Raw genomic sequence first — 12,977 nt, 5'->3', positions numbered from 1 at the left:
TCGGCGCCGCATCACGCGTGGCGATGGTCGCGCACGTCTAAGTCTTCATTCGGGCTTCCGACCCCGGTTTGGCGGCCGGCAACCCGAGTCGAGTATCCCACATCACGACGCCCCGCCTGACCAGGCTGGGCGAGACGGGTGCAGAAAGCCGCTACTTGCTGGGGAACCAGAGATCGATCTCGCGGGCGGCGGACTCCGGCGAATCCGAACCGTGAACGAGGTTGTCCTGGGTGATCAGGGCCAGGTCACCGCGGATGGTGCCCGGTGTCGCCTTCTCCACGGGGTCGGTTCCGCCTGCGATCTGGCGGAACGCGGCGACGGCACGGGGACCCTCCACGACTGCCACCACGACGGGGCCGGAGGTGATGAACGCGAGCAGCGAGTCGAAGAACGGTTTGCCCTCGTGCTCGGCGTAATGCCTGCGGGCCAGCTCGTCGCTGACGGTCACCAGCTTCAGCTCGGCGATGGCCAGCCCTTTGCGTTCGATCCGGGAAAGAATGTCACCGACAAGACGCCGCTTGACGCCGTCGGGCTTGACCAACACGAGGGTCCGTTCAATCGGCTCAGTCACGGCCGACAGAATAGCCGCAGAAATCGACTACTCCGGCGGACGCTGCTGACCAGGCAGAAGTCCCCTCTTCTGCCGGCGAAGGACCTCGGCGCGCAGGTAGGCGATCAGCAGCCACACCACCAGGAAGATCACCCCGACGAAGGCGATCGCCCCGTCGAGGACGACGCCCGCGATCAACACGACCTGAAGGCCCACGTTCACCCAGATCGCCCAGGGCTTGCCCTGCACTCCGGCCAGCAGCACCAGGATCACCGCCATCCCGACGAGGAAGCCGCCGTTGGCCGCGGTGAGCCCGCCGCCGATGTTGGCCACCACCGGTAGCGCCAGCAGTACGACGATGGCTTCCAGGATCAGCGTGCCCGCCATCACCCCGCGGAAGCTCTTCCAGGGATCCGGCTGCTGCGGTGCCGGTTCGGTCATTGCGGATCCTTTCCGAACAGCGTGCGTGCCGCTCCCGCTGTGACGACCGAACCGGTGATTACGATCCCCGCGCCACCCAGCAGTTCACCCTCGATCGCCGACTCCTCGACGATCGCGGTGGCAGTCTCGATCGCGTCGGGCAGCGTCGCCGCGGTGACCACCCGCTCAGGACCGAACCTCTGCTCGGCCACTAGCGCCAATGCCTCCACGTCGAGCGCGCGCGGTGATCCGTTGTGCGTGACGACGACCTGGTCGAACACCGGTTCCAGGACGGTCAGGATGCCGTCGACGTCCTTGTCGCCCATCACCGACACGACGCCGACCAGAAAGCGGAAGTCGAACTCCTCCTGCAGTGCCTGCGCCAACGCCGCGGCTCCGGCCGGATTGTGCGCGGCATCGATGAAAACCGTTGGCGCGCTGCGCATCCTCTCCAGGCGGCCGGGACTCGTCACGGCGGCGAAGCCCCCCCGCACCGCGTCGATGTCCAGCTGGCGCTGTGCCCCGGCACCGAAAAACGCTTCGACGGCCGCAAGCGCGAGCGCGGCGTTGTGCGCCTGGTGTTCTCCGTGCAGCGGCAGGAAGATTTCGGAGTACAGGCCGCCGAGGCCCTGCAGTTCGAGCAGCTGCCCGCCGACGGCGACCTGCCTGCCGAGCACCGCGAACTCCGAGTCCTCGCGCGCGACCGCCGCGTCGGCGCGCACCGTCTGGGCCAGCAGCGCTTCCATCGCCTCGGGGGCCTGCCTGCCGATGATCGCGACTGTGCTGAGATCTGTTCCCGAGGGCACAATCTCGACTTCCTGTTTGCCGATGATCCCGGCCTTCTCGGCGGCGATCTCGGCGAGGGTGTCGCCCAGGTACTCGGCGTGGTCGACACCGATCGGAGTGATCACCGTGACGGGCGCGTTCACGACGTTGGTGGCGTCCCAGCGACCGCCGAGGCCGACCTCGACGACGGCGACGTCGATCGGCGCATCGGCGAAGGCGGCGAACGCCATCGCGGTGACGACCTCGAACTTGCTCAAGCGGGGGCCACCCGCGGCCTCGGACTGCTGATCGACCAGGTGCACGAACGGCTCGATCTCGCGGTAGGTGTCGACGTAGGCCGCGGGGCTGATCGGCTTGCCGTCGATCGAGATGCGCTCGACGGCCGATTGCAGGTGCGGGCTGGTGGTGCGTCCGGTGCGACGGTGCAGCGCGGTCAACAGCGCATCGACCATCCGCGCGACGGACGTCTTGCCGTTGGTGCCCGCGATGTGGATCGACGGATAACCGCGCTGAGGTGAACCGAGCAGTTCGAGCAGCGCCGAGATGCGCGCCGTGCTGGGTTCGAGTTTCGTTTCGGGCCAACGCTGGTCGAGTAGGTGCTCGACCTGCAAGAGCGCCGCGATCTCGTCCGGTGAGGGTTCGCGATCCGGAGGCGGGCGCTCAGGCGACTCCGGGTCCAGATACGGCCGGTCGTCCGGCTCCGGGTCGGTCATCGCAGCGCGGCTAACCTAGCTCTGATGCGGTCGACTTCCTCTTGGGCGATCTGTTGACGTCCGCGGATCTTGTCGACGACCTCTGCGGGCGCCTTCGCCAGGAACGCCTCGTTACCGAGTTTGCCTGTGGTACTGGCCAGTTCCTTCTGCGCCGCCGCGAGATCCTTCTCCAGGCGGCGCCGCTCGGCGGCCACGTCCACGGTGCCCGAGGTGTCGACCTCGACGGTCACGGTGCCGCGCGACAGCCGCACCTCGATGGCCGCGGTCTGGGCGAAGCCGTCACCGTCGGTGGTCAGCCAGGCCAGCGAGCGCACGGCCGGCACCTGCGCCTGCAGGTCCGCGCCGGCGATGTCGGACAACCGCGCCGGCACCTTCTGCCGGTCGTTGAGTCCCTGATCGCTGCGGAAGCGACGCACCTCGGTGATCAGCTTCTGCATATCGGCGACCCGTTGCGCGGCAACGGGATCGGGCTCGAAGCCTGATGGCGTCGGCCAGTCGGCGATCACCAGCGACTCGCCGCCGGTCAGTGTCTTCCACAACACCTCGGTGACGAACGGCATCACCGGATGCAACAGCTTCAGCAGAGTGTCCAGCACCTCGGCGAGCACGGCCGTCGTGTGCGTGATCCCCTCGGCAAGCTGCACCTTGGCCAGCTCGACGTACCAGTCGCAGAACTCGTCCCATGCAAAGTGGTAGATCGACTCGCACGCGCGGCTGAACTCGTAGGCGTCGAACGCCGAATCCACTTCCGCGCGAACTTGTTCCATCCTGCCCAGGATCCACCGGTCGGCGTCGGTCAGCTGCGCGGTGTCCGGCACCTCAGCGGGTGCGGCGCCGTTCATCAACGCGAACCGGGTGGCGTTGAACAGCTTCGTGGCGAAGTTGCGCGACGCTCGGGCGTGATCCTCGCCGATGGACAGGTCACCGCCTGGGCTCGCCCCGCGGGCCAGGGTGAATCGCAGCGCGTCGGCCCCAAAGATCTCCACCCAGTCCAACGGATCGATCCCGTTACCGCGCGACTTGCTCATCTTGCGGCCGTGCTCGTCGCGAATCAGCCCGTGCAGGAAGACGTTCTGGAACGGGACCTGAGGTCCGCGCTGACCGTCGAGGGTGATCGCCGGGTCGTCGGCAACGAATGTGCCGAACATCATCATCCGCGCCACCCAGAAGAACAGGATGTCGTATCCGGTGACCAGCACGGTCGTCGGATAGAACTTGGCGAGGTCGGGAGTGTGGTCCGGCCAGCCCATGGTGGACGACGGCCACAGCGCCGAACTGAACCAGGTGTCGAGGACGTCGGGGTCCTGCTCCCACCCCTCGGGCGGCGTCTCGTCGGGCCCGACGCAGACGGTCTCGCCGTCGGGGCCGTGCCAGATCGGGATGCGGTGGCCCCACCACAGCTGGCGCGAGATGCACCAGTCGTGCATATTGTCCACCCATGCGAACCACCTGGGCTCGAGGCTGGGCGGGTGGATCACGGTGTCGCCGTTACGAACCGCGTCGCCGGCGGCCTTGGCCAACGCCTCGACCTTGACCCACCACTGCAGCGACAGCCTTGGCTCGATCGGCTCGCCGCTGCGTTCGGAGTGGCCGACGCTGTGCACGTACGGCCGCTTCTCCGCGACGATGCGGCCTTGCGAGGCCAGCGCCTCACGCACCTTGACACGCGCCTCGAAGCGGTCCTGGCCGTCGAAGTCCGTTCCGGTGTCGACGATTCGGCCCGTGGTGTCCATGATGGACGGCATCGGGAGCTGGTGACGCAGACCGATCTCGAAGTCGTTCGGGTCATGGGCCGGAGTCACCTTGACGGCGCCCGTGCCGAATTCGGGGTCGACGTGCTCGTCGGCGACGATCACGATGTCGCGGTCGATGAACGGGTGCGGCAGCGTCTTGCCGACCAGATCGCGGTAACGCTCGTCGTCGGGGTGCACCGCGATTGCCGTGTCGCCCAGCATCGTCTCGACACGGGTGGTGGCAACGATGATGTGCGGTTCGTCGTCGTTGAGCGAGCCGTACCGGAACGACACCAGCTCGCCCTCGATGTCCTCGTATTTGACCTCGAGGTCGGAGATGGCCGTCTCGAGCACCGGCGACCAGTTGACCAGTCGCTCGGCCTGGTAGATCAGGCCCGCGTCGAAGAGCCGCTTGAAGATCGTGCGCACCGCGCGCGACAGGCCCTCGTCCATGGTGAACCGGTCGCGGCTCCAGTCGACGCCGTCGCCGAGACGGCGCATCTGCGCGCCGATCGTGCCGCCGGATTCCCGCTTCCAGTCCCAGACCTTGTCGACGAACAGGTCGCGGCCGAAATCCTCTTTGGTCTTGCCGTCGACCGCGAGTTGTTTCTCGACCACCGACTGGGTGGCGATGCCGGCGTGATCCATGCCCGGCAGCCACAACACCTCATAGCCCTGCATCCGCTTGCGGCGGGTCAGGGCATCCATCAGCGTGTGATCCAGCGCGTGGCCCATGTGCAGGTTGCCGGTGACATTCGGCGGGGGCAGCACGATCGAATACGCAGGCTTGCTGCTGGTCGCGTCGGCGGTGAAGTAGCCGGCCTCGAGCCAGCCCTCGTAGAGGTCGCTCTCCACCGCGGCCGGGTCCCAGGACTTGGGCAGGGCTTCGGCAGAGGATCGGGGGCTGGCGGTCACCCCGCAATTCTAGGAATGCGGTGCGCCGTGTCGCTAACTGCCCCGAACGGAGCGGTTTTTCGCTCCTGATGGGATGTGACGTGCGCTACCTGTGCAGGCGTGTCGTCTCCAGCGTCACCCCCGCGGCCGGCAGGCGGGTGAGCAACGCGTCGCCCATCGCCGCGGCGGGGGTGAGCACGCCGCGAAGGTCGGTGAGCTTGTTCCGGTCCAGCGCCAGCGCCAGCCCACACTCCCCCAGCAGCACCGCCGTCGCCTTGTAGCCCGGATCGCCCTTCTGCGACATGACGGCCCGATACCGGGTGCCCGTGGTGGTCGTGGCGTACGTTTCGACGGTGTAGTGGCCGCTTTCGCGGACCTTCTCGCTGGGCCCGGTGCCGGGTTTCGGCAGCACCCGATCGACCAGCTTGCTGGGCACGCGGTCGAAGTAGCGGCTGCCCAGCGCCATCGTCGCGACGTTGCCGGCCGCGGCCAGCGCCGATGCGACCGGCGCGAGCACCGACTTGCCCATGCTCATCTGTTCGCCGTACTCCAGTCGCCGACCATAGGCGTAGTCGAGTAATGCGTTGCTGCGCCGCACGATACGGGTGTTCACCGCCGCCATCACGAAAGGCGCTACCCAGTACCCGTCGAGTTCCGGTGCGATCTCCGCGCCCCGCCGCCACCGCAGATCGGGTTGGCCGCCCAGTTCGGGTTCGGCGGCGCGGTCGGGGGTGAGCGTGTACGGATCGTTCATCACTCGTCGAGCCTCTTCGTCCGACGATGCCGCCCGCATGACCTCGATCATCGACGCGGCCGTGCCACCGGAGACCCCGCCCTTGAAGGACCGCACCACCAGGTTGGTGTCGGTGAGTTCACCCGCACCGTCCTGCTGCGCGCGCCGGTACAACGCGAACACCGTGAGATCCGATGGGACGGAATCGAATCCGCAAGAGTGCACGATGCGCGCGCCGGTGTCGGCGGCCTGCTTGTGGTACTGGTCGATGCTCTCGCGGATGAACAACGACTCACCGGTCAGGTCCGCATAGTCGGTGCCGGCGGCCGCGCACGCCGCGACCAAAGGCAGGCCGTACTTCGCATAGGGCCCCACCGTGGTCACCACCACGCGCGTTTGTGCGGCCATCGCGTTCAGTGTCGACGGCTGCGACGCGTCCGCGGTGATCAGCGCCCAGGAGGCGGCCTTGTCGCCCAGGGAGTCTCGGACCGCGATCAGTTTGTCGTGCGATCGACCTGCGAGCGCGATCCGGGCGTCCGGCGCCGTCCTGGCGAGGTATTCGGCGGTGAGTTTCCCGACGAACCCGGTTGCTCCATACAAGACGATGTCGAATTCCCGCTCCGGTGCGCTCATGGTCGCGACGCTACCCGAGCGTTTCGGGCACCTCGACGTCTTCACCGAGCACGTGCCGGGCCAAGAACCCGATGACCACCTGGTACCAGATCTTGGCGTGTTGCGGAGTGAGCACCCAGTGGTTCTCCGACGGGAAGTACAGGAACCGGTGCGGGCTGTCGCCGTCGGCGTCGGCGGGCAGCGCGGAGTGGGTCAGCAGCTCATACCAGAACCGCAGTGCCTGGCCGATCGGCACTCGGTAGTCCTTGTCGCCGTGGATGACCAGCATGGGCGTGCGAATGTCACCCACGTGGTGGTGCGGCGAGTTCGCCTGCGCCATGTCGCGCGTCATCTCGCGTAGCCAGTAGTACGACGAGTCGGTCGTGGCGCCGAATTGGTCGAGCGCCCAGAGGCTGGCGTGGGTGACGATCGCGTCGAACCTGTCGGTGTGGCCGGCGACCCAGTTGGCCATATAACCGCCGAACGAGCCACCCATCGCCGCGGTGCGGGACGCGTCGATGGACGGATGCGCGCACGCGGCGTCGGTGAGGGCCATCAGATCCTCGAAGGGGGCGCCGCCCCATGCTCCCCAGCCGCGCGCGATGAAGTCCTGCCCGTAGCCGGTGGACATCCCCGGATCGGGCAGCAGCACCGCATACCCGCGAGCCGCCAGCAGCCACGGATTCCACCGCCACGACCACACGTTCCAGCTGGCCAGCGGGCCACCGTGGATCCACAGCAGCAGCGGCGCCTCGCCGTCACCGGCCGGGAGCACCAGCCACGAACGCACCCGCGTGCCGTCGCCGGAGGTCGTCTCGAGTTCGGTCAGTGTCCCCGGCAGCGGCGGCAACCCCACGCATGGGAGTTCGGTGACGGCGCCGTCGGGGTCGATGCGCACCGGGTGGGATGGCGCGGCATAGGAGCTTCGCAACGCGAACAGCACACCGTCCGGAGCGGCCACCACATCGGAGTAGCAGTAATCGTCGAACGTCAGTTGCCTCACCGCACCGTCGCCGAGGTCGACACGGAAAACCGGGGCCCTGCCGTCCTGATCGGCGGTGACGATCACCGCCGAGCCGTCCCGCAGCCACGTCACCGATGCCGGCCACCGGTCCCAATCGCCGGTGAGCACGTTCGGGTTTTCACCAAACCGAATGCAGCCCAGCGTGATACGCGGCGGCGTGTCGGGTGTCGAGAACGTCTCGCGCAGAAAGACGACGGTTGAACCATCCGGCGAGATGGCCGGACTCCACACGTCGGCGTCGGGCTCCTCCACCACCACCGTGCGTTCGCCGCTGTCGAGGTCGATGCGCATCAGCACCGAATGCCGGGACGCGCCGGGCGCGGGCCGTTGCCACGTGGTGACCAGGAACCGCCCGTCGGGACTGATGTCGAAGTCGGAGTCGCGCAGCGCGCCGCCCGGCGCGGCGGTCAGGTCGCGGACGTCCTCACCGCGCGCGGAATCGTCGGTCAGCGCGACGCCGAGCAGGTGCGGCTCGCCCGGGCCCAGATCGGAGTCCCAGTGGCGGATCGGATACCCGGTGTGCAGGATCGCGGTGATCTTGCTGTCCTTGCGCAGGGACCGGAGCCGACGGTCGTCGTCGATGGTCCGTGCCGACGGCATCAACGGCGAGCGCACCGCAGCCACATCGGCCTCGCGGGCGGGGCGCACCGCCTCGACGCCGCCGGGCAGCGACAGCACCTGCGCCGCCTCACCGCCGGTCGACGGGAGCCGCCACAGCGCGGCGGGCGGCTCGTCGTCGTCCACGGTCGGGCGGACGGCGACGAACAGCAGATCGCCGTTGGCCGCGAACGCCGGTGCCGACTCGCCCTTGGTTCCTCGCGTCAGCCGGCGTGCCGGTTGGGCGCCGGTGGGATCGAGTTCCCAGACCGCGCTGACGTATTCGGTTCTCTTGTCGTTGACTTGCGCGACGGTGGTCACCAACCGTGTTCCGTCCGGCGACAACGCCATCCCAGAGACGCGGGGCAACGCGACGTACTCGTCGAGGTCGTGGAAAGGGGCGTGAGACGAGGTGGACGGGGCGTCGGGGGCCGTCGCGGTCATGCCCCGTTCGTAGCACACCGATCGGACGCCTTCTCTGCACGAACTGCGCGCTCGGCACGCTACGTTCGACAGATGCCGAAGCGGATCGTAGTTGTCGGGGCAGGCATCGCCGGGCTGGCGAGCGCCGTCGCGCTGCAACAGCGCGGACACGACGTCACGCTCGTCGAGGAGCGTGACGACACGTCGTCCGGCGCCGGAATCAGCATCTGGCCCAACGCATTGGCCGCACTCGACGACATCGGCCTCGGCGACCCCGTGCGCCAGGCCGGCGGCCGCGTCACCGCCGGCGCGGCCCGTTGGCGTGACGGCAGCTGGCTGCGGCGACCCGAACGGCAACGCCTTATCAAGGCCCTCGGCGAACCTCTCGTGGTCATCCGCCGCGCGGCGTTGACGTCGATCCTGGCCGGTGCGCTCGCCGAGGGCACCCTGAAAGCCGGAGTGGCGGCCGAGGCGCTGGCGATGACCGCCGACGGCGTAAGAATCAGGCTGGCCGACTCCGCGGTGCGGGAGGCCGAGGCCGTCGTGGGCGCCGACGGCACCCATTCGATGGTCGCCCGTCATCTCAACGGACCGCTGCACAACCAATACGTCGGCTACACCGCGTGGCGCGGAGTGGCTGAGTGCACGATCGATCCTGAGCTCGCGGGCGAGACGCTCGGACCCGCGGTCGAGTTCGGCCACGTGCCGCTCGGAGAGGACCACACCTACTGGTTCGCCACCGAACGCCTACCCGAGGGGACGACGGCGCCGCAGGGTGAACTGCCCTACCTCCAGGAACGGTTCGGCTCGTGGGCCGCGCCCATCCCCCAGATCCTGGCCGCCACCGACCCCGAGGCCGTCCTGCGCAACGACCTCTATGACCGCGACGAGGCCCGCCAGTGGTCGCGGGGTTCGGTCGTGACGGTCGGTGACGCCGCGCATCCCATGCGCCCGCACCTCGGCCAGGGCGGTTGTCAGGGACTGGAGGACGCCGCGATCCTCGCGAGGTTCCTCGATGGCGACGACGACGTCGCCACGGCCTTCGCGCGGTTCGTGAAGTTCCGCCGCCCGCGGGTCCGCTCGCTGGTCCGCGAATCGCGGTTCATCGGGCGCGTCATGAACCTGCCGCCGGCGATCAGTGCGCTCGTGAGCCGTGCGACGGTGCTGGGACCCGAAGCCCTGGTGGCCCGCCACCTGGCCGATGTGGCGTCGCGGTCGGCGTTCAAGCTGCCTACCGACCGCGACCTGTTCGCGGTGTGACCGTGCGGCTGGGCCCGCTGGTCGTCGACGCGGCCGACCCGCCGGCGATGACCGCCTTCTGGGCCGCGGTCCTGGGCGCCGAGGCCCAACGCAGGCTGTTGGTCTTCCGACCGCAGGACCGCCCGAAGACGGTGAAGAACCGCGTCCACGTGGACCTCTACGTGCACGACGTCGCGTCACTCCTCGACCTCGGCGCCCGCGTCCTCGCCGAGCACATCGGGTGGACGATGCTGGCGGACATCGAGGGCAACGAATTTTGCGCGTTCCCGCAGGACCTGGAGGCGGGCCCTCCCGCCCGCGTCTTCGCCGTCTGTACGGACAGCGACCGGCCCGAAGAGCTCGCCGCCTGGTGGGCGCCGCGGGTGGGTGCCGAACTGCGGGACGGCCCCGACGGGACGCCGCGGTGGCTCTACGGGTCGGCCGGTTGGGAGGACCTCATCTGGAAGTTCGTCCGGGTCGACGACAACCGTGTCGTTCCGAACCGCTGGCAGTGGAGCGTCGACTCTGCTCCCGGGACGATGAGCGACCCGCAGGGTAACCAGTTCAGCGTGCTCCGGCGATCGTTCCGACCGGGTTGAGCAGCGCGGTGCACATCTGACGCGGGTTGACGAAGCCGAACAGGCCGCTGGACGGCATCGCCGCGCAACCGGTCGCCGAGGCAGGCACCGTCCGTGCGGTCGGAGCGGACGGACCCGACGGCGTGGCCCACACGGCGGGCGTCGCGCCGCGGGGTCCGCACTTCGGCCACGCCTTCAGCCCCTGGGTGCGCAGGACGTTCTCGGCCACGCGGATCTGCTCGGCGCGCGAAGCGGTTGCCGGGTTGCCGACACCGCCGTTGGCGGCCCAGGTGGCCTGCTTGAACTGCAGCCCCCCGTAGTGGCCATTGCCCGTGTTGATCGCCCAGTTTCCACCGGATTCGCATTCGGCGATGGCGTCCCAGTTCACCGAATCGGCGTTGGCTGTGGCCAATGACGACTCGGACAATGCCATCGGCACCATCGCCAGCGCTCCGGAGATCGCCGCGGCCAAGAGGCCCTTGCTCACTGCAGTACGAACGTTCATCTCTGCGGTCCTTCCCCGACCGTTTTCACAAGGCCCGCATCCGAGAACCCCTCGATCTCCGCTGCGGTTATCCGGTGTGTCGGGTGATGAACGTCACGTGTTACGCGAGGGCCAAAAGTTTTATTCGTTACTTAATTGGCGTAAGAGCCTTCTGAGAAAGAAGAGGCGGTGCCGGATAACCGGCACCGCCTCTTTGTAAAGACGAAACGCGTGCTTAGCCACGACCGCCGCAGGTCGGCCACGCGCCGATGCCCTGCGACTGCAGCACGTTCTCGGCGACGCGGATCTGCTCCTCGCGGCTGGCGTTGTGCGGGGAGCCGCTGCCGCCGTTCGATTGCCACGTGCCCATGGTGAACTGCAGGCCGCCGTAGTAGCCGTTACCGGTGTTGATGGACCAGTTACCGCCCGACTCGCACGCCGCGACGGCATCCCAGTCCACACCGCTGTCCGCATTGGCAGTGCCGGTGGCCAGAGCCATGGGCGCCAACGCGAGCGCTCCGGCAAAGGTCGCCAGGCCAAGTGTCTTGCGGATGTTCTTCAACTTCTATCCTTTCGCCACGCGCGCGCCAACACACACCCGCGCCAGAGCGCACGGGGTGGGTATGCCTGTCGCCAGGCCAGGGAGTTGGGCCGCACCGTCTCGGTCGGGTGCGACAGCGGGAGGCCGGATATGCCTCGCCGGGCCTCAGCGCCGGCGGCCGCCGGAGACCGTTCGCCTCCTACAGCCCCACTCACACACAGGTTCGTGGTTTCAAATTGTTTGCTCCGGGTAGAGCCATTGGGGACCGTACAAAAAGAGTTCGGTCGCCGTCACATCGAGCGAAGGTGTGTCGCGGCACGATCACGAAACGATTACGGCGCAGATCTCTCAGCATATTCCCAGGTTGCACGGCGCTTTGACGGGCACGGCAAAACTGATTTCAGGACACGTTCTCGTGAGCCATCTCACGGGCATTTTGTGAGCTGGAACACGTGTCTGTGCGGTCGCGCGCTGGTTATTGCGGCGAAAACCGCAGTGTCGTCGATGAAGTGGTCGCCGCGAGGATGATCGTTGCCCATGTCTGCGGCAACTTCGCTGGCCTGCAACCCGCTTCGATAGCTGAAACACGTTGCGCGTCAGCAACTCACGAGACGACCGACTCGAGGCCGCCTGTGCCGCCCTGAGCCAGCTTCCACCGGCTCGTCACGGGATCGGTTACGCCCGAGCGGCTTTCGCCGTCAGTGCGATAGAGATCGGCGCCCTCGGGCCGTGAACCAGCTCCTGATACCCCGGGCAAGCCGTGCGTCGCTAGTTTCGCCGCGACTGGCCCTCCGCAGGGGCCATGCCTTTGGGCGACTTCGGGCACCGAATCAGGCCTCAGGGAGCTCGAATTCGCCCACCGCTGCGAATGATGCCGTCGAAAGGCGCTCGGGGCCAGCTATATTCGTGCATCTGCTATGTCAATATTGCGCTTACGCGCTGAACCGATATCAGCACGTTGATGTGCTTATCACGGCAAAACGCGAACTAATTCACTGGCAGGAATTCAATTCACACAATCACGAATAGCAGGTATTCAAATCAGTGAATTTGCTAGGCGATTTGCACGTTGCGGATCGCCTCGAGATCGGCGGCGGTGTTGATGTTTGTCAGCGCACGAGTTTCAGGCATCACGATCCGCTGTGTGTCGACCCGGTCGACCAGCGCGCGCATGCTGCGCTCCCCCGCGTCGATCAGTTCGTCCACGCGTCCGGCCAGCGCGGTGCGGTAGACGCCCGCCAGGTAGTGGTCACGACCGTCCCAGGGCAACACCACGTCCGCGCCGACGTGCACCGCCGGAGCGACCAACGCGTCGATCAACTCGACGGTCAACAGCGGCATGTCCACCGCGGAGACGAAAGCGAGTTCCGCTCCGGCGTCGGCGGCCGCCCGCAGCCCCCGGCCGGTCGCCAGCAGCGGGCCGACGCCAAGCACCTCGTCGCGCAGAACCTCGGCGTCGAGCGCGGGAATCGCCTGCCCCGGGGCGGCGATGACGAAGATCGGCGCGCACCGCGGCTTGAGGAGGCTCACCATCCGCTCGACGAGCGTGGCGCCTTCGTACAGCAGCGTGGCCTTGTCGCGGCCCATGCGGCGGGAAGCCCCGCCCGCCAGGATGATTCCGGCCAGCGGAACGGTGGTCGTCATGACCGT

The 12,977-nt window shown here is 67.8% G+C and carries 9 protein-coding genes and 2 pseudogenes; 2 read left to right on the top strand and 9 right to left on the bottom strand.

The window, feature by feature from the left end; genetic code table 11:
• Positions 1–151: 151 nt before the first annotated feature.
• The 6 genes from ndk to AAHH99_RS19330 form a co-directional block, all read right to left on the bottom strand.
• Positions 152–559 (bottom strand): nucleoside-diphosphate kinase, encoded by a 408-nt coding sequence (gene ndk / locus AAHH99_RS19355; protein ID WP_418770280.1) that lies wholly within the window; start codon positions 557–559, stop codon positions 152–154.
• Positions 560–598: 39 nt separating this feature from the next.
• Positions 599–991: a DUF4233 domain-containing protein gene (locus AAHH99_RS19350; protein WP_418770121.1), complete on the bottom strand. Its 393-nt coding sequence runs from the start codon at positions 989–991 to the stop codon at positions 599–601.
• Positions 988–2,469: a bifunctional tetrahydrofolate synthase/dihydrofolate synthase gene (folC, locus tag AAHH99_RS19345; protein ID WP_418770120.1), complete on the bottom strand. Its 1,482-nt coding sequence runs from the start codon at positions 2,467–2,469 to the stop codon at positions 988–990. Before folC ends, AAHH99_RS19350 begins: the two co-directional genes overlap by 4 nt.
• Positions 2,466–5,117 carry a valine--tRNA ligase gene (locus AAHH99_RS19340; RefSeq protein ID WP_418770119.1) on the bottom strand — a complete coding sequence of 884 codons (2,652 nt, stop codon included), beginning with the start codon at positions 5,115–5,117 and terminating at the stop codon, positions 2,466–2,468. Before AAHH99_RS19340 ends, folC begins: the two co-directional genes overlap by 4 nt.
• Positions 5,118–5,202: 85 nt before the next feature.
• Positions 5,203–6,462, bottom strand: coding sequence for a saccharopine dehydrogenase family protein (locus AAHH99_RS19335; protein ID WP_418770118.1), 1,260 nt, complete (start codon positions 6,460–6,462; stop codon positions 5,203–5,205).
• Between the two features lie 10 nt (positions 6,463–6,472).
• Positions 6,473–8,506, bottom strand: a complete 2,034-nt coding sequence (locus tag AAHH99_RS19330) for a prolyl oligopeptidase family serine peptidase (protein WP_418770117.1) — start codon at positions 8,504–8,506, stop codon at positions 6,473–6,475.
• A gap of 72 nt (positions 8,507–8,578) precedes the next feature.
• On the opposite strand from AAHH99_RS19330, the gene AAHH99_RS19325 reads away from it, so the two are divergent.
• Positions 8,579–9,745 (top strand): FAD-dependent oxidoreductase, encoded by a 1,167-nt coding sequence (locus AAHH99_RS19325; RefSeq protein WP_418770116.1) that lies wholly within the window; start codon positions 8,579–8,581, stop codon positions 9,743–9,745.
• The gene (locus tag AAHH99_RS19320) at positions 9,742–10,323 is read left to right on the top strand and encodes a VOC family protein (protein ID WP_418770115.1); all 582 of its coding nucleotides are present in this window, start codon (positions 9,742–9,744) and stop codon (positions 10,321–10,323) included. Before AAHH99_RS19325 ends, AAHH99_RS19320 begins: the two co-directional genes overlap by 4 nt.
• A 145-nt stretch (positions 10,324–10,468) precedes the next feature.
• Here AAHH99_RS19320 and AAHH99_RS19315 read toward each other — a convergent pair.
• The 3 genes and pseudogenes from AAHH99_RS19315 to mobA all read right to left on the bottom strand — a co-directional run.
• Positions 10,469–10,699 (bottom strand): annotated as a pseudogene (locus AAHH99_RS19315) (transglycosylase family protein); the annotation flags it as partial.
• A gap of 322 nt (positions 10,700–11,021) precedes the next feature.
• Positions 11,022–11,246 (bottom strand): annotated as a pseudogene (locus AAHH99_RS19310) (transglycosylase family protein); the annotation flags it as partial.
• 1,134 nt (positions 11,247–12,380) lie between these two features.
• The gene (gene mobA, locus AAHH99_RS19305) at positions 12,381–12,971 is read right to left on the bottom strand and encodes a molybdenum cofactor guanylyltransferase (protein WP_418770114.1); all 591 of its coding nucleotides are present in this window, start codon (positions 12,969–12,971) and stop codon (positions 12,381–12,383) included.
• Positions 12,972–12,977 lie beyond the last annotated feature (6 nt).

This window comes from Mycobacterium neumannii, from assembly GCF_048452905.1.
In the GTDB taxonomy this organism is placed as follows: Bacteria; Actinomycetota; Actinomycetes; order Mycobacteriales; family Mycobacteriaceae; genus Mycobacterium; species Mycobacterium neumannii_B.
The sequence above is the reverse complement of the archived record's forward strand: the minus strand, read 5'-3'. Positions and strand labels throughout refer to the sequence as shown.